Below are 18409 nucleotides of genomic sequence, written 5' to 3'. Positions count from 1 at the left end.
GTAATTGGGAATTGTGTACCTGTAAAAGTATTAAGTTTTTTGTATTAAGGACAGCCACCACATTAGGAGGCTGTCCATTTTTCTGGGGTTTAAAAGTGGAAGTGTTCCTCAATTCGATTGAAGTGAACAGCTTTGGTAGATTTCTCAATTAGTATAATTCTAAAGATGTAATATATTTTGAGGTAGAAATGAAAAGAAAGGGAGATTTTTAATAATCTTTATAAATACTCTTTTTCATTATCAAAACATTTGGTAAAATTAGAAAGCATTTGTAATTCTGATATTATAGAATAAATATTGTTATTATTCAGGAAGACAGCGAGGGATTGGGATGAAGGTTTTTATTGATTTAATGTGGTTTTTTAAGCAAGAGAAAAAAGCTTATATAACCGGAATAATATTATTAGCAATGGTGGCGTTTCTTCAACTGATACCTCCAAAAATTGTAGGAATAATTGTTGATACAATTAAAGAGAATCAATTAACGGGAGTAATATTAGCAAAATGGATTGCTGTATTAATTATTGCCGCACTTGCCATGTATGTTCTTCGTTATTATTGGAGAATTATGATTTTTGGTTCGTCATTAAAATTGGCACGTATATTAAGAAATCGTTTATTTAGTCATTTTACAAAAATGTCATCCTCTTTTTATCAACAAAAAAGAGTAGGGGATTTAATGGCGCATGCGACAAATGATTTACAAGCAATCCAAGGAACTGCAGGGTCAGGTGTTTTAACTTTTGTAGATTCACTTATGACTGGTGGCTTTGTAGTGATCGCAATGGCTACAACGATTAGCTGGAAGCTTACGATTATTGCCTTACTACCAATGCCTATAATGGCAATATTAACAAACTATTATGGCTCATTATTACATAAACGATTTCATAAAGCTCAAGAAGCGTTTTCATCATTAAATGATAAGACGCAAGAAAGCATTTCAGGAATGAAAGTAATTAAAACATTTGGTCAAGAAAAGGAAGATATTGAATCGTTCCGTACCCAATCAGAAGACGTTGTCAAAAAAAATATTGCAGTAGCAAAAATAGATGCACTTTTTGATCCAACCATCTCAATTGTCATTGGCATCTCTTTCTTTCTATCCATTGTATTTGGTTCAAAATATGTATTAGCAAATGAATTAACACTTGGGGAGCTCATTTCTTTTACAACATATCTCGGGCTATTAATATGGCCAATGCTTGCCTTCGGAAGTTTATTTAATATTATGGAACGTGGAAGAGCCTCATATGCTAGGGTAGATCAACTTTTATCTGAACCTATCGAAATGATTGATAAGGCCGAGGCTTTGAATATTGTACCGAAGGGTGATATTGAATTTAAAATACAGTCATTTAAGTATCCTAATGAATCGAAACCAGTGCTAGAGAATATTCATTTTCATCTAAAACAAGGGGAGACACTAGGGATTGTAGGGAAAACAGGGTCAGGAAAGACGACTCTTATTAAACTACTTTTACGAGAATTCGATGGGTTAAATGGAAAGATCCGTTTTGGAGAACATTTCATTGAAGATTATCAGATGGATCGATTACGAGAAGCGATAGGCTATGTTCCACAGGACCACTTTTTGTTTTCATGCACCGTTGGTGAAAATATCGCCTTTACAAATCCATCGACTAATCAAGACAATATTGAAAAAGCTGCTATAACAGCAAATATACATGAAGATATCCTTCAGTTTACAGAGGGGTATCATACGATGGTTGGAGAAAAGGGAGTTTCGCTTTCTGGAGGGCAGAAACAAAGGATTTCTATCGCCCGTGCATTATTAATGAATCCAGAAGTACTCATATTAGATGACTCCTTATCAGCAGTTGATGCCAAAACAGAGGAAACCATTCTCAATGCACTGAAGTCAGAGAGGAAAGGGAAAACAACAATAATTGCCACTCATCGACTAAGTGCAATTAAACATGCCAATTTGATTCTTGTCTTAGAGGAAGGAAAAATAATCGAACGTGGAACACATGATCAATTATTAAATCTAAATGGGTGGTATAAGTCAATGTATGAACGTCAACAACTTGAGGAGCTTGTTGAGCTTGGGGGATAAAGAGATATGGATAAGCAGAAAACAATGACTGGAAAAGAGCAAAGAAAAATTTTAATTCGCTTAATGAGCTATACGAAACCGCATATGAAAATGCTTATATTTGCATTTTTTCTACTACTATTAGCGACGATAGGTGATATATATGGTCCAATATTGGTAAAAGTGTTTATTGATGATTATTTAACACCTAAGGAATTCCCATATCAACCATTAGTAAATCTTGCTTTATTATATATTTTTATACAAGTATTTAAGGTGGTTGTTTCTTATTTTCAATTATATAAATTTCAAGAAATTGCCGTGAAAATCATCCAGCAACTTAGAATTGACGTTTTCTCAAAAGTCCATGGTCTTGGAATGAAATATTTTGATAAAACTCCTGCTGGAAGTATTGTATCACGAGTCACAAACGACACTGAGGCAATAAATGATATGTTTGTGAATGTATTGGTTACCTTTATTCAAGGCTTCTTTTTAATTATCGGGATTTTTATAGCGATGTTTGCTTTAAATGTAAAACTAGCAATCTTTTGCCTATGTATTTTACCCATACTCGTTTTTATCATGGGACTATACCGGAAATATAGTTCTGCTTTTTACCAAGATTTGCGAGAGAGGTTAAGCCAACTTAATGCAAAATTAAGTGAATCATTGCAAGGAATGTCTATTATTCAAGTATTTCGTCAAGAGAAAAGATTTCGTAAAGAGTTTTCCGATATAAATAATAAACATTATAATGCTGGAATGAAGAATATTAAAATTGATGGATTACTGTTGCGTCCCGCAATCGATTTAGTATATGTTTTCGCTTTAATTATTGTACTTAGTTATTTTGGAATATCTTCCTTTAATCATACAATTGAAATAGGCGTGCTTTATGCTTTTGTAAATTATTTAGATCGTTTTTTTGAACCTGTGAATCAAATGATGTTTCGTTTATCGATGTTTCAACAAGCAATTGTCGCAGCATCAAGAGTTTTTCGTATTATTGATGAAAAAGAAGTCGCACCTCATCAAGAAAGTAATCAGAATTTACAAATTAAAAATGGAGAGATTGAATTTAGAAATGTCAGTTTTTCATATGATGGGAAACGTGATGTACTGAGAAACATTTCTTTCAAAGCATTACCTGGTCAAACTATTGCCTTAGTTGGTCACACAGGTAGTGGAAAAAGCTCCACTATAAATTTGATGATGAGATTTTATGAATTTGAACGTGGAGAAATTTTAATTGATGGAAAATCAATAAAAGAGTATCCCATCAAAGAATTACGAACTAAATTAGGATTAGTATTACAAGATCCATTTCTGTTTTTTGGAACAATCAAGGATAATATACGTCTTCATAATCCAAATCTTGAAGATGGGCAAATTGAAGATGCAGCCAAATTTGTTCAAGCACACACTTTTATTGAAAAATTACAAGACCGCTATGATCATAAAGTTGTAGAAAGAGGCTCTACCTTTTCAAGTGGTCAACGACAGCTTATAGCTTTTGCAAGAACAATGGTAACAGATCCGAAGATATTAGTTTTAGATGAAGCGACAGCTAATATTGATACTGAAACAGAAGAGGCAATCCAAGAGGCACTTGCAGATATGCGGAAAGGGAGAACAACAATTGCGATTGCACATCGTTTATCTACGATTCAAGATGCAGATTTAATTTTAGTTCTTCATCAAGGAGAAATTGTTGAACAAGGCTCCCATCAAGAATTAATTGCATTAAACGGGTTATACCATAAAATGTACCTATTACAAAACGGATTGAAAGAAGCGGTTGAAAGTTAACCAAACCTTACTATAAAGTAATTAGAAACGTATTGCCTGTCAATGTAACAATGACCACTTCTTACTAAATATTTTCTCAACCATTGTTTCTATTTAGGTAATGTTTTAACTAAAAAAAGGTTGAAGATCGACAAGTCCTTCATTCCTTTGAGAAAAGAGCTGCAAATTAAAAGGTCAAAAAAATAAAAAACGGGTATCTTAATACTCGTTTTTTGCATTTTTGTGCATATATTTAGTAGTATATAGGGAGGATTTTCTATTAACCAATGGCCGTTTTCTTTTTCATATCTAATTGGATGTACTTTATTAGTAATCCGTCCAATTCTTGACTATATTTTATGGCCAAAGTGGAATTAAGACCTTCGTTTTTAACGATTTCTATTAAATCAGCCCGTTTTTTTTCAATTAGTTTTGAAAGTTGATTATTGTTCACGGATGATTTCCTTTCGTCCATAATTTTAATAATTGTTATTAATGAATGTTGTGTCTATTAGGCTGATAACCACTAGATTTAGTATAAAGAGCCTATTTATTTAAAGTATAACCAATCTTTTACACTTTTTCAAAACTTTTCTCTTGTGGTTTATTGAAAAAGTAATGGTATTTTCTGTTTACCCATATATTGTCTTTTGAAACTTAAAGAAAATTTTTCACACAATATTCGGTAATAACCTAGGGTAAACTCTGGTAAAATGAATAAAAATGGATCAGGAGATGTTTTTTATGACTGACATTAATATATTTTTGGCACTTGGAGCTGGTTTTTTAAGTTTTATTTCTCCATGTTGCTTACCACTATATCCAGCATTTGTTTCATATATAACTGGTATGTCTGTAAATGAACTAAAAGCGGAGAACGCGATGCTACAAAAAAGAAGTCTCTTACATACGTTATTTTTTATTTTAGGATTTTCAATTGTGTTTATTGGTTTAGGGTTTGGAACATCCTTGATTGGGAATATATTCAAAAACTATCAAGATCTTATTAGGCAAATTGGAGCCATTCTAATTATTCTTTTTGGATTTATAATTGTAGGTTTTTTGAAACCAGAATTTCTAATGAAAGAACACCGCTTTCAATTTAAAAATCGACCATCTGGATATTTAGGCTCCGTACTGATAGGTTTGGCATTTGCTGCAGGATGGACACCGTGTACAGGCCCGATTCTTGGAGCAGTTATGGCACTGGGGGCAAAAAATCCAGGTTCTGCTATCCCATATATGGTTGCTTATGTATTAGGGTTTGCTATACCATTTTTTATTTTGTCTTTCTTTATTGGAAAGCTTTCTTGGATTCGGAAATATAGTAATAAGATAGTCAAGGTTGGCGGTTACTTAATGATCGTAATGGGTATTTTTCTTTTCTTTAATTGGATGACTATTCTTACTAGCTATATGTCTGCACTATTCGGAGGATTTCAAGGTTTTTAGTTATCATTTTTCGTAAAATACCGATAAAGATTCCTTATATAAGATTTGTTGAAAAATATTAAAAAATCCTGCTTTATGATAGAATTGAAATTATTTGAAATTGAATGGAAAGTTATGAAAATTTTTGATATATTTAATATATGTTATTAACAACCACTCAGAGAGAAATGGTTTAAGGTAGGATATGAGGGGGAAACATCTTTGGCCAAAATTTTAGTGGTAGATGATGCAAAATTTATGAGAGTCACTTTAACAAATATGTTAAAAAAGGCAAATCATATTGTGATTGGTGAGGCTGAAAATGGACGGGAGGCAGTCGAGCTTTATCGTAAATTAAAGCCGGAAATAGTCACAATGGATATTACTATGCCAGAAATGACTGGACTGGATGCTGTAAAGGAAATAAAAAAGGAATTTCCTGATGCCAAAATTGTCATGTGCTCTTCTATGGGTCAACAAAAGATGGTAATGGATGCGATTGAAGCTGGTGCAAAAGACTATATCGTAAAACCATTTAATGAAAATCGTGTAAATGAAGCTATTGACAAAGTATTAGGATAGAACCATTCGTATAGAGTGGTTTTTTTGTTGCTTATAAAATATATCTTAGTCAGTCAACTTAAAAAGGAGTGTTCCTTTGTGAAAATATCAGCTAGAGTTACGCTCGTTAGTCCAAATTATTCACAAATAATTACTTGTTTGAACATCCACTTTTTTAATTCTTTACATAATAATTTCGCTTTTTTTAGATATCCGTTATAATATAGATTGTTATTATCGAGAAATTTGACATCAAAAGTAAAAAAGAGGATGATTTCTATGCTTGAAATAATAATTTCCACTGTTGTTGCACTAGCAATGGGTTTGTTTGTTATTTTTATTCGGACAAAAGCATCGAATAAACCTGCTTCTGCGAAAAAAATTATTTTACCTCCGATATTTATGAGTACTGGGATGTTAATGTTCATTGTTCCAGTTTTTAGAGTAACATTTTCTGAACTTCTTGAAGCAGTCTTAGTGGGGATGTTGTTCTCTATAGTATTGATTAAAACATCGAGGTTTGAAATCCGTGATAATGATATTTATTTGAAACGCTCAAAAGCATTTGGATTTATTTTAATCGGTTTACTACTTATCAGAGTTGTCGCCAAAATCATTTTAAGTTCTGAAATCGATCTTGGACAATTAAGTGGTATGTTCTTCTTACTGGCTTTCGGAATGATCGTTCCGTGGCGCGTAGCAATGTATGTACAATATCGTAAGCTACTTAACGATTTAGAAATACAAACAAAAGGGATATAAAATAATAGATGGAGGGCTGTCCAACGTTAGATCAGCCCTTCTCATTTATTATTTTCTATCCTTTTCTTTAATTTCGGTGATAATTGTTTTACCACCATGGAATTTTACCAATTCTTCGATTTTTTTATGATAACGTGAAAGGTATGGATTATAATCAATGACATACTTTTTCCCATTATTGAGCTTAAATATTAGTTGGTGTGCTCTCCTATCGTATTCTCCTTTAATATATATTTCTTCCATCTCCGTTATACTTTCCCACGGGATTTCTGTTGTCCCTAATGATTTTATGTCATTATAATAGAATCCTTTTTGAGTTCCGTAGTAAACATTATCAATACTTAAAACTATCGAAGTTGCTGCTACAAGAAATAAAATAATGGAAATTACTGAACGAATTTTTGCACTAATTCGATCAACTGCTAATAGAATTAGGGTAATCCCAATAATAATAAATGCTATACTAAAAATGAAATAAGAACTAGAGTCAGAACTAAAAGCAAATGCTCCCTTTTGAAAAAATATCATCTCACGAATAAGTGATCCGAGAAACAAAGGAAATAAGAATGACCCTAGAATGCAAATAATTCCGATAGAAACAAGTATGGTAAACTTTCTATTCTCAAAACGCATGAGAATTCCCCCTTTATCTGTTTTACGCTATAATACCGCTTCGGTATATAGGCTCGTAAAACTAATCTAGTTGAAATATATATATCTATTGGAAATTTTACCATATTATCTCAATTAAATATATATTATGTTTTGAATTGTTCAAGAATTTAGAAGTCTACGGAATATGTTGCGAGAATACTAGTCAAAGTTTGATATGATTTTATCTTTTATTATCGCTAAAAGGTAATAGAAAAAAACCGCTTATTAGCGGTTTTTAAGAAGGAATATCATTACTGAAATAAATGTTCGTACGGAGAATCATCAATATTCATTTGACGAAGTTTCTTTCGCAAAAATTTATGATCTCGCTTTGGTGTTGCTAATATGTAACCTCGAATCACATGTTCACGATTAATTTCTTTCGCATGATCTTCTAAGGCAATTTCACCAATTTTTCCAGCAATTTTTTGCCTAGCAACATCTCTAAATAATTCAGGTACGGGGCTTACTAATTCTTCTAAAAGTTCTTTTTGTTCTGGAGTCCATAAATCAATTGTCTTCTTCACATAATGTTCTTCCCAATCTAAAATCGATTTACCATCTTCTTTAGGGAGTCTCTTTAAGAATTTTCTAAACATGAAGAAACCACCAATGGCGAATAAACTAATTAAGATAACAACCCAGAACAAAATAAAATATAAAAACCAGCCGCTAAGCATTTAGTTTCACCTCGGTATAAATAGCATATCTTTATTCATTATAGACAATTTGAAATTATAGTGACAAGTATTATTATCTTGTTATTTCAATTGAACTGTTTTCGTATCCTTGTTGCTTACGGAAAAGCACTACTGCAGGCTTTTAAACCAAAGGAAAGGATTCAGCACTTCTTATGGAGTTTTCAACTCGCTTCTCAAAGAATTAAATGATGTAGTAGTTTTCAGCTAAAAGTAATTAATTAAACTTTATTTATTTAGGAATCATGTTTGAGAAAAGAGGCATAAATTTAAATATTATAAAAGGAAATAAGTAATTCATCCCTAGAATAGGTCTTTTGGCTTATTCGTTTTATGAGGAATTATCATATTCTGATTATAAAATCAAATACTTTGGGGATTGGAGTGTGACTGAATGCATCTTTTGGACTTCGAAAAAAGAATTGATAACTGCAAAAGTCTTGAAATGCTCCAAGCAGAAACTCAAATCATTTTAGGGATTATGCAGAACGAACCATGCAATAGTAAAATATTCAATGATTACATCAATATACTTGAAAAGATTTCTTTGAAGTCAAAGAATTTAAAATAAAAAAATGGTTGCCGAATTAGGCAACCATTTTTATGTATAAACTTGATGAATTAATTGTTAGCTTCTAATTCATCGAATATATGTTTCATTTCTTGTGTTTTTTGATCTATCGTTTCTTTATTTGTACTTATCCCTTGTTCAAAAGTAATTGGTTCACCAAATCGGACAACAATCTCTTTTCTTTGAAGCAGTTCCTTAAAGGTTAATGGTCCTTTATAAATGGCAGGTAAAATTGGAACACCGGATTTCATCGCAATGGTTACTGCACCTCTTTTTAATGATGCTTGTTCGATGGTTCTTGTTCCTGTAGGGAAAATTCCTACAACCTTGTTGTTTTTTAAAAGTTTTAAGGGTATTTTTAAGGAGCTAGGTCCTGGATTATCCCTATTAACAGGAAAAGCATTTAGTTTTGTTAATAGATATTTTATTGGTTTAAAAGTAAATAGCTCTTGTTTGGCCATATAATGAATAGGCGTAGGCCATAGACTGAATGCTAAGTAGATGATATCGAACCAAGTTGTATGTGTACAAACGACGATGTATGGGGAAGAAGGAATTTTATTTTTATTTTCTATTTTTAATTTTCCCCCTAAAATAGTAAGTATAGTTCGAACTACACGATAACCAAAAGAATACATTGAATCACCCCTACAATGCATTGTAAAGTAAATATATACTTTGATTCTAGTATTTTAATAAAATAATATTGAAATTCCAATATTCTGTTAATCATCTCCTAAACCTACGACTCAGAGAATTCATTCCTTTTTGATATAATATAAATAAGTTGAAAGAATCTTGAGGTGATTTTATTGAAATTTATCCATACAGCAGACTGGCATTTAGGCAAGCTTGTTCATGGAATATATATGACGGAAGAACAAAGAGTTGTATTAAACCAATTTGTTGAACTTGTTGCTGATGAAAAGCCAGATGCAGTGATTATAGCTGGTGATTTATATGATAGATCAGTTCCACCAACAGACGCAGTTAATCTACTAGATGAAATTTTGTATCGGATTAATGTCGAATTACAAACCCCAATTTTAGCGATATCTGGAAATCATGATAGTGCGGAGCGTTTATCTTTTGGTTCCTCATGGTATCGAAATAGTCAATTTTATATGCAGGGTAGACTTACAAAGGATTTGACTCCGATTCGACTAGACGGAGTGAATTTTTATCTTGTACCTTATGCTGAGCCTGGGACAGTGCGTGAAACGTTTGATGATCAGTCAGTTCATTCCCATGAAGATGCAATGAAAGCTATAGTTGGACGAATAGAGAAGCATTTGAATCCAAATGAACCGAATGTTTTCATTGGCCATGCATTTGTTATTGGCGGAGCGACTACTGATTCTGAACGTGTACTTTCAGTAGGTGGATCAGGTTGTGTATCACAAGAAATCTTTAGTCCCTTTACGTACACAGCATTAGGTCATTTACATAGTCCTGATGCGATAAAACATGACAGAATCAAATATTCAGGCTCATTATTAAAATACTCATTTTCTGAAGTGAGTCAACGAAAGGCTGTTTCAATCGTACAAATCGAATCAAATGGTAAGTTATCGATTGAAGAGAAATTTTTAATGCCTGATAAAGATATGCGAGAAATAAAAGGATGTCTTGATGAATTATTAGATCCTGCTTTCTATAGTAATCAAAAATTAGATGATTATTTGAAAGTCATTCTCCATGATGAGGGAGCAATAATAGATCCAATAAACAAGTTAAGGCAGGTTTACCCAAATATTCTTCATTTAGAAAGAAGAATAGATCGAGTAGACCTGAAGGAAAAGCAAAATATAAATCTTGTAAAAAGAGAATCAAAAACAGAACTTACACTATTTGAAGAGTTTTATCACGAAATGACAACATCGGAGTTCAGTCAAGAAAAGCGGTCGCTAGTTGCTAGTATAATTGACCAAGTAAAAGGGGAGGTTTCTTAAGATATGAAGCCATTAAAATTAATGATGCAAGCATTTGGCCCCTATGCAGAAAAAGAAATCATTGATTTCACCAAGCTTGGAAATAGAAAGATGTTTGTCATTTCAGGGAAAACGGGTGCAGGAAAAACAACGATATTTGACGGGATTAGTTTTGCGATATATGGAAAGGCGAGCGGAGAAGATCGTAACGGGAGTGATCTAAGAAGCCAATTTGCTGCGGATGATTTGTTGACAGAGGTTTCTTTACAATTCTCTTTAAGGAATAAAACTTATTATATTTGGCGTTCCCCACAGCAGGATAAAAAGAAAGCTCGTGGTGATGGCTTTACAACGGTTAGTGCAAAAGCGGAGCTGTATATTTATGATGAGGAAGGTAACAAAAAATTAATTGCTTCAAATGTCCGAGAGGCTGATGAAAAGATTAAAGAAATTATCCAATTAGACTCTAATCAATTTCGTCAAATATTGATGATTCCTCAAGGAGAGTTTCGTAAACTACTAACCTCAGATAGTAAAGAAAAGGAAGCGATTCTGCAAAGATTATTTCACACTGAATTATTTAAAAAAATTGAAGAACATTTAAAAGAAGAAGCAACTGTATTAAAAAGATTTGTTGAAGGAAAAATGGAAGAACGTTCTCATGCTTTAAAATCCATTTATACTTCCGATAATAGTGAATTGAAATTGGCGATTGAAGAAGATCTGATAAATGATGTAAATGTGATGAAGCTGCTAAAGGAAGAATTAATACACATGCAGCAAATTACAACAGAGCTTAATGGTAAATTGGAAAAACAAAAAGAAGAACGAGATATAGCTAAGAAAAAGGTCGATGAAGCAGAAGCATTATTAGCACAATTTGATCATTTAATTAAATTGAAAGCCCAACAGGAAGAATTAATATCAAAAAGAGATTATTATGAATTGAAGAAAAAGGAAATAGATGAAGCGTATAAAGCATCGAGGATAGAACAACAAGATGAGCTGTGCCATCGTTTAAAAAAGGAGATGGACTCTTATCAAAAAAATTACGTAAGTTCTAAACAGCAATTAGAGAATTTACAAACGAGCCTGGAATATGCGCAGAAAAAACTTGAGCATGAAGAGAATAAGTCTAATTTACGTCAACAAGTAGCTGATCATCTAATTACGATCACTAATTTACAGGAAGAAGTATACACATTAGAAGATCGCCAACAGGAACTTCATAAGCTTCAAAATAAATTAATGGAAGTAGATTCGAAGATCCAAAAGACAAAGCAAGAAATTTCGGATATTGAAGCAAAAGTGGAGAAAAGAACAAATGATTTAAAGCAGCTTGAACACTATAAAATTGAAATGCTTGAGAGCGAAAAAGAGATCGAACAACTTTCTTATAATGTTCAAAAGCTTAAAAAACTTGAAACTCTTCAACAAAAGTGGAAAAAAGAATCGATTTTACTAAGTGAAAAGGAACCACTTTATAAAAATGTCATAAGTAGGCTAGAGGATAACAAGAAAACACTGCAAGTAATTGAGCATAGATGGCAAAAGGGACAAGCACAGGCATTAGCTCAAACCCTTATTACTGGAAATCCTTGTCCAGTATGCGGGTCTACACATCATCCTCAAATAGCTTTGGGTAGTGATGAAATTCCATCCGAAGAAGATTTAAAAAGTGCGAAACTTCAAATTGAAAAACTAGAAAAAGAAAAATATAATTATGAAAAAAATATAGTAGAAACTAAGTCGGTTCTATTACATTTGAAAGAGTCAATAGATGAGTATACTAGAGAGCTCAAAATGGATCTTTCTACTTTTTCTTTGGAAAATACGACAGTGATAGTATTAGAACAGGAAAAATTATTGCATGAAATGAAGCAAGTAAATATAGATAAAAAAAGAAAAATTTCTAACTTACAACTAATCAATGATGAAATTAAACTTCTAAACGAAAAAATTCACAATGCAAGAAAAGATCTTGATAACTATATCAATGAAGAGAAGTCGACGAGTCAATTATTCACGGAGAAAAAAACTCAGGTCCAGGCATCACTGAATAATATTCCTGAAGAATTACGTTCAAAAGAAGCATATGATCAAAAAGTCATTCAATTAAAATTACAAAAACAAGAGCTAGAAAAAGCCTATGAACATGCACAACAGCAAGTCAATGAATTAAAGGAAAAAATATCAGGATGTAGAGCTAAAAATGAACAATTAAAGGATTTAGTGATAAAATCTGAAAATACTTTAAAAGAAGAACGTGAAAAATTTGTTCATATGTTACAGGAAGAAGGCTTTAATGGCTATAAGCATTTCGCATTAGCGAAAAAAAGTATGGATAAAATTAAACAGCTAGAACAAGAGGTTCAGAACTATCGAGAGGAATATCGCTCAGTGTCCGATCGCTTACTTGAATTAAGTGAACGCTTAAAAAATACAGAAAAGCCACAAATAAATATATTAAATGAGACGTTTACGACGCTTGAGAAGGAATTACTTGAACTGAATACAGAGCTAACAAATGTCATGATGAATATTAGACTAAATAAAGAAATAGTGGACAAGGTAGAAACAATAAATGAATCTATTAAAGACGCTGAGGAAAAATATAAACTAATTGGACATCTCTCAGATATCGCTAAAGGACAAAATACGTACCGAATAACCTTTGAAAGATTTGTGTTAGCTGCCTTTCTAGATGATATTCTTACTGTCGCTAATATTAGGTTAACAAGAATGACAAGTGGAAGATATCATTTATTGCGAAAAACTGATCGCTCTAAAGGAAATGTTCAAAGTGGATTAGAGTTATTGGTTTTTGATCAATATACCGGACAGGAACGTCATGTGAAAACATTATCTGGTGGGGAAAGTTTTAAAGCGTCCTTAGCACTTGCCTTAGGTCTCGCAGATGTCGTTCAACAATATGCGGGTGGTGTTTCGCTTGAAACGATGTTTATTGATGAAGGATTCGGTACATTGGACCCAGAGTCCCTTGATCAAGCAATCGAGGCATTAATGGATATTCAAAATAGCGGTAGATTGGTTGGTTTAATTTCACATGTCCCAGAATTAAAGGAAAGAATCGATGCCCGTCTTGAAGTATTCTCTAGTCAAAATGGAAGTAAAACAGAATTCCAATTCTTCACCTAATAGTAGAACAAAAATTCGAAATAACTGTAGTCCTACCAGACTGGTTTCCTTATAAAGTCTGGTCATGTTTACCCTTCCTCTACATATATTGTAGGGGGAGGGCAATTGAATGTTTTTAACTTACTTTGGTATTGTTGTATTAGCATTTCTTCTTACATTAGGCTGGAGTATCTTTCGACTAAGGCAGTTTGATATATATAGGAAACCGTTAATTGAAGGTACCTTAATAAATTTTACTATACATATTTTAGGGTGCGTATGGTGGATCGTCATTAATCGAAATCAAACATATTTTATTGTTCCAGGTATTATATACTATGTTCTTTCAGTTAGTATCATACAGACAATTAATTGGAATCTGTTATCTTTATTGAAACCTAAAGGAATACAGCACTTCATGAAGGGGAAAATTTGAAATAAGAAGGGCATATGTCATTCAATATTTGTTATGGGGGAACTATGCTATAATGATGTATATGATATAGTTATTGTGGAGGAGACATGGAAAAGACTTATTTTTATGCAACGATATTTTTTGGCTGGCTCATCACCCTTGCATTGATCATATTTATGGTAGTTGCTTTTAAAATGCGCATGATCGTCATCGGCTGTATATTAATCTTAATCTGTCTTGCATCTTTATTAATGAATATTGTATTTATGAAAAAAGGTGTACGAAATCAGTAACAATAATGAAAAAAGGGAGACAATTGTCTCCTTTTGAATCTAAGGCTCTTTTCTCAAACATTGTTGCTTTTTAAGTAAAGTTATAACTGATAACTATCGGTTGAAGACCAATACACCTTTCATTTTTCTGAGAAAAGAGCTGCAAACTCCATAAGAATTACTGAATCCTTTATTGGGTTAAAAGCCGGCAGTTGGGCTTTTACATAAGCAACAAACTATCCGAAAACAGCCTATTTTAATTAATTTTATATAGTTTTAAAAGTGAAGAAGGTACTACTTTGGTCAACCGTAGCACCTTCTTTTTCTTCGTTATACTCCAACACCTTGGGATTTATTTGTCTTCCTTTGAAAATAATTTTCTAATCCGTTCGAAATTAGGTGTAGCGAGAAAAGTGTGATTGTAATGATTGTGATGGCAGAGTAAGGTATCCATGTTTTCCCCCATATATTATTTAGAAGGTCAATTAACAATGTGGGCCAAGCATTTGATGAATTAGCTATTACATATGCACCATTCAAAGTACTAAAAAATTCATGACTAATAAAGATGGCGACAATACCTAGCTGAGCAATTAAAAATAAAATTCTTCCTAAATCATTAAAAAAATTAGTAAATACATGTGGCTGAAGCTCGGGCCAAAAGTACTTTTTAAATAATGTAAAACGAGTGCAGCCCGTAACTATTCCAGATTCAACAAACGGTTTTTTATTTGTTTCCTCCATATTTTTTAAGAATATATCTGAGACACGGCCAACTTCAATAATGGCAATAACAAAGATCATCCATAATGAATGATAATGTGAGAATATGATAAAGGGTAGACCAATGATTACCCCGACAAAAAAGATAGGGGGTAAATAGGAGAATAATTGATTCAATCCCTTTAAAAGTGCCTTTACAAATCGAAAATAAAAGGCACCAATCCCCAAAGGTATGGCAAGTAAATATCTTAATATGGCAGTTGCAAAAACAACAATGAATGTTTCCTTCGTTCCTATTAATATAATACTTAAAATATCCACTCCCTTATGGTTGGATCCAAGTGGAAACTCCATTGAAGGAGGAAATGGAGGAACTAAAAGTTTGCCATCACTATTTCTTATTAGTCCATGTTCTGTTAAATTTTTATCAACAAATGGTAAGTATGGAGCAGATAATCCCAACAAAATGATAATGGCAAAAAGAGTACTGCCGATAATTAAAGACCGATTTTTCATTTTTCAAGATCCGCCTTTCGATTAGGACTTGTCCAGCCAGTAACAATATTACTAATTGTGTTTGCAAAAAAGATAATAATAGTAAAGTAAAAGATAAAACCAATCGTATCTACAGGGAAAAAAGCAAATTGTTGTCCAACTGCAAACATAGGGGAATACCGAACACTTTCCCAAAAGTAAAATGCTGCTCCCCGAAAGTCGGTTAATCTTTCAACAATAAATAAGTTAGATAAAATATATAGAATGACAGTATTGGTATGGCTTAAAATGGTGGGCATGCAATTCTTAAGAATATGTATATATAAAATTTTGAATGTATGTATTCCTTTCGATTTTGCTGTACGAATATAGTCATTGCTTTCTTCCTCTTTAAAACTTGTATAAGTGATATTTGCTACATAAAAAAATGGGTAAATACTTAAAAATAGAATACAAATGATATAGTTATCTATTGAATCTGAACCGTATATCTTTATGTGCGGAATCCATCCCATCTCGTATAGAGCTATAATACTTAGCTGCAAACTAATTATGATGAATAAATCTGGAATGGATAGAAATAACCATGTTGATCCTTTACCGATAATACTTGCTTTCTTATCCTTCGACCAATAATCAAAAATGCCTTTTGCAATCCCTACAATTAGAGAAAGGAACAAAGCTGGGATGATAATCCACATACTTTTTAATACTTTATCGGTAATATGCTCTATGTTTGTTATATTATCTCTATATTTCCCTAATCCAGGATTGTGCGTGATATAGTGATAGAATTCCTTTATTTGTTTAATATGTGAATCAATTTTGTATACATAATGTGCATCAATGAAATTTCCAGCTTCCCCACTCTCATATTCTACATCTCGAGGTAAAAGCATAAAGACAACAAGTAATGAAAATGTTATTAGCCATAATATGGCCTGTGATAGAATTTTTTTTACAATATTCATTGTGATTTCCCCTTTTATGTTAATCGATATTCCTGACTATATTCCCACCCCTTGGGATTTATTATATTTTCGTTGGAAGTGTTTTTTTAAACCATCAGATATTAAATGGATAGAGAATAACGTGATTGTAATCATGAAAATAGCAGATACAGGGATCCATTCAAAGGACCAAATATCTTGGTGAATTTTTACGAGTAATGCTGGCCAGCTTATCGATGTATTCATTGCTTGATAAGTACCACCTAATTGCCTAAAGAAGTCATGAAAAAGGAAAATTCCGATAATTTCCAGCTGGGCAATCAAAAATAATACTCTTGCTAAATCATTGAAAAAATTAGTTTGTACATGTGGTTGTATATCTGGCCAAAAATAATTTTTAAATAAAGTAAAACGAGAACAACTTCCAACAATACCAGACTCTAAAAATTGCTTTTGTGAAGTATTTTCCATTTTTTTCAGAAAAATGTCGGATACTCGTCCAACTTCAATAAGTGCAAGAATCACTACCATCCAAACCGCATGGAATTTCGAGTAAAATATAAAAGGAACTTCTACAATCATGACAACAAATAAAATAGGTGGGAAATATGAAAATAATTGATTCCAACCAGCTAATATTGTTCGAATGAATTGTATGTAAAAGGAACTAATGGCTAATGGAATTGCAATGATATAACGAAGTATGGTTACAGAGAAAATGATCATTAATGTTTCCTTCGTGCCAAGTAATAATGTGCTCAAAATATCTATCCCTTTATGATCTGAACCGAGTGGATATTTATCTGATGGTTCATATGCAGGAATGATTAGTTTTCCACTTTCTTCACGTGTTACAAGATTCTTTTCTAAGTTTTTATCTACAAATGGCAAATAGGGCGCTAAAATTCCAGCTAAAATAATTAGGAGAAAAAGATTGAACCGAAAATTAAAGACCAATTTTTCATCATAAAGAAATTTCATACTTACTTACCGGAGTCACTAGTGTTTTACAAATATTACTAATTGTGTTCGCTATGAATATAATAATTGTAAAACAGAAAACAAATCCTACTGAACTTACAGGATAACTAAATGCTTCCTGCCCGGATAGATAAAAATTTTCTCTACCAATACTTTCATAAAAATAATAAGCAGTTCCTCTAAAATCTGTTAGCTTTTCAATGATGAGTAAGTTTGATAATACATAGAGAGTGATAGTATTCGTTTGACTAAGAATATTAGGGATTGAGTTTTTTAAAACATGTGTATATAAAATCTTAAAGGAATGCAGTCCTTTTGCCTTGGCCGTTCGAATATAATCATTTCCTTCTTCATCCTGAATACTTAGATAGGTGACATTAGCTACATAGAATAATGGATATATTAATAGGAAAATCGAACAAATTATGTAAATATCAATCGAGTCATAACCGTAAACTGAAATATGTGGCGTTAAACCCCATTCATGTAATGCCATAATAGTTAATTGAATGGATATGATGACAAATAAATCAGGAACTGAAAGAAATAACCATGTGGAGCCTTTTCCAATTAATCTTCTTTTTTTATCCTTTGTCCAATAATCAAATATGCCTTTTGCTATTCCGCCAAAAAATGCAATCAAAAGGGCGGGAATGATGACACATAGGCTTTTTTTCATTTTTTGTATAATAAGTTCGGCATTTGTTACATCATAACTATACATACCAAGATTGGGTGTCGTAGCAATATATTTGATGAATCCTTTCATTTCTTCAAAATGTTTATCAAAAGAATAAATATATTCCGCCTTTTTGAATTCACCATCCTTTGTTCTTTCTATATTAGCCTCTTTTGGTAAAAGGATTATGGCGAACAAAATAAGAAGAGTAATAATTAGTAATATTAATTGAGATAGGATTTTTTTTATGATTTTCATCTGATCCTCCAAAAAATTGTTAATTTTACATATTCAGACT

Annotated in this window: 17 protein-coding genes; 9 read left to right on the top strand and 8 right to left on the bottom strand. The window is 32.2% G+C overall.

All coding sequences use genetic code 11. From position 1 onward, the window contains the following. Positions 1 to 331 precede the first annotated feature (331 nt). Positions 332 to 2080 (top strand): ABC transporter transmembrane domain-containing protein, encoded by a 1749-nt coding sequence (locus NST63_RS15295; protein WP_341042831.1) that lies wholly within the window; start codon positions 332 to 334, stop codon positions 2078 to 2080. A 6-nt stretch (positions 2081 to 2086) separates the two neighbouring features. Continuing rightward, on the top strand, positions 2087 to 3871 hold the full coding sequence (locus NST63_RS15290) for an ABC transporter ATP-binding protein (RefSeq protein ID WP_212941681.1): 1785 nt from the start codon (positions 2087 to 2089) through the stop codon (positions 3869 to 3871). 259 nt (positions 3872 to 4130) lie between these two features. Here NST63_RS15290 and NST63_RS15285 read toward each other — a convergent pair whose 3' ends face one another. Continuing rightward, positions 4131 to 4304 (bottom strand): aspartyl-phosphate phosphatase Spo0E family protein, encoded by a 174-nt coding sequence (locus tag NST63_RS15285; protein WP_071975646.1) that lies wholly within the window; start codon positions 4302 to 4304, stop codon positions 4131 to 4133. A gap of 290 nt (positions 4305 to 4594) precedes the next feature. Between NST63_RS15285 and NST63_RS15280 the strand changes: the two genes are divergently transcribed. From NST63_RS15280 to NST63_RS15270, 3 genes are all read left to right on the top strand, one after another. Continuing rightward, positions 4595 to 5302, top strand: a complete 708-nt coding sequence (locus NST63_RS15280; protein WP_180212965.1) for a cytochrome c biogenesis protein CcdA — start codon at positions 4595 to 4597, stop codon at positions 5300 to 5302. Positions 5303 to 5503: 201 nt separating this feature from the next. After that, positions 5504 to 5863: a response regulator gene (locus NST63_RS15275; RefSeq protein ID WP_180212964.1), complete on the top strand. Its 360-nt coding sequence runs from the start codon at positions 5504 to 5506 to the stop codon at positions 5861 to 5863. A gap of 258 nt (positions 5864 to 6121) precedes the next feature. Further along, positions 6122 to 6604 (top strand): CcdC family protein, encoded by a 483-nt coding sequence (locus NST63_RS15270; protein WP_058003833.1) that lies wholly within the window; start codon positions 6122 to 6124, stop codon positions 6602 to 6604. A 48-nt stretch (positions 6605 to 6652) separates the two neighbouring features. Here the strand turns inward: NST63_RS15270 and NST63_RS15265 are convergent, their stop codons facing one another. From NST63_RS15265 to NST63_RS15255, 3 genes are all read right to left on the bottom strand, one after another. Next, positions 6653 to 7237 (bottom strand): hypothetical protein, encoded by a 585-nt coding sequence (locus NST63_RS15265; protein ID WP_341042829.1) that lies wholly within the window; start codon positions 7235 to 7237, stop codon positions 6653 to 6655. A 272-nt stretch (positions 7238 to 7509) separates the two neighbouring features. Next, positions 7510 to 7938 (bottom strand): DUF2621 domain-containing protein, encoded by a 429-nt coding sequence (locus tag NST63_RS15260; RefSeq protein WP_078110946.1) that lies wholly within the window; start codon positions 7936 to 7938, stop codon positions 7510 to 7512. A 639-nt stretch (positions 7939 to 8577) separates the two neighbouring features. After that, a complete protein-coding gene (locus NST63_RS15255; protein ID WP_212941677.1) occupies positions 8578 to 9165 on the bottom strand; it encodes a lysophospholipid acyltransferase family protein in 588 nt (195 codons plus the stop codon). A 174-nt stretch (positions 9166 to 9339) separates the two neighbouring features. Between NST63_RS15255 and NST63_RS15250 the strand changes: the two genes are divergently transcribed. The 4 genes from NST63_RS15250 (at position 9340) to NST63_RS15235 (ending at position 14304) form a co-directional block, all read left to right on the top strand. After that, positions 9340 to 10479, top strand: a complete 1140-nt coding sequence (locus tag NST63_RS15250) for an exonuclease SbcCD subunit D (RefSeq protein ID WP_341042827.1) — start codon at positions 9340 to 9342, stop codon at positions 10477 to 10479. Between the two features lie 3 nt (positions 10480 to 10482). Further along, positions 10483 to 13617 (top strand): AAA family ATPase, encoded by a 3135-nt coding sequence (locus NST63_RS15245; protein ID WP_341042826.1) that lies wholly within the window; start codon positions 10483 to 10485, stop codon positions 13615 to 13617. A gap of 109 nt (positions 13618 to 13726) precedes the next feature. Next, on the top strand, positions 13727 to 14032 hold the full coding sequence (locus NST63_RS15240; protein WP_212941671.1) for a hypothetical protein: 306 nt from the start codon (positions 13727 to 13729) through the stop codon (positions 14030 to 14032). Between the two features lie 86 nt (positions 14033 to 14118). Further along, positions 14119 to 14304 carry a hypothetical protein gene (locus NST63_RS15235; RefSeq protein ID WP_212941668.1) on the top strand — a complete coding sequence of 62 codons (186 nt, stop codon included), beginning with the start codon at positions 14119 to 14121 and terminating at the stop codon, positions 14302 to 14304. Positions 14305 to 14613: 309 nt separating this feature from the next. Here the strand turns inward: NST63_RS15235 and NST63_RS15230 are convergent, their stop codons facing one another. Genes NST63_RS15230 through NST63_RS15215 form a run of 4 tightly spaced genes read right to left on the bottom strand, consistent with a single transcriptional unit; the run spans position 14614 to position 18369 of the window. Next, positions 14614 to 15522 carry an ABC transporter permease subunit gene (locus NST63_RS15230; RefSeq protein ID WP_212941665.1) on the bottom strand — a complete coding sequence of 303 codons (909 nt, stop codon included), beginning with the start codon at positions 15520 to 15522 and terminating at the stop codon, positions 14614 to 14616. Beyond that, on the bottom strand, positions 15519 to 16472 hold the full coding sequence (locus NST63_RS15225) for an ABC transporter permease subunit (RefSeq protein WP_212941663.1): 954 nt from the start codon (positions 16470 to 16472) through the stop codon (positions 15519 to 15521). Before NST63_RS15225 ends, NST63_RS15230 begins: the two co-directional genes overlap by 4 nt. 36 nt (positions 16473 to 16508) lie before the next feature. Next, positions 16509 to 17432, bottom strand: coding sequence for an ABC transporter permease subunit (locus tag NST63_RS15220; RefSeq protein ID WP_341042823.1), 924 nt, complete (start codon positions 17430 to 17432; stop codon positions 16509 to 16511). After that, positions 17416 to 18369, bottom strand: coding sequence for an ABC transporter permease subunit (locus NST63_RS15215; RefSeq protein ID WP_341042820.1), 954 nt, complete (start codon positions 18367 to 18369; stop codon positions 17416 to 17418). The genes NST63_RS15220 and NST63_RS15215 overlap by 17 nt, the downstream gene beginning before the upstream one ends. Between the last annotated feature and the right edge of the window lie 40 nt (positions 18370 to 18409).

The sequence above is a fragment of the Heyndrickxia sp. FSL W8-0496 genome (assembly GCF_038007825.1).
GTDB lineage: Bacteria > Bacillota > Bacilli > Bacillales > Bacillaceae_C > Heyndrickxia > Heyndrickxia oleronia.
The sequence above is the reverse complement of the archived record's forward strand: the minus strand, read 5'-3'. Positions and strand labels throughout refer to the sequence as shown.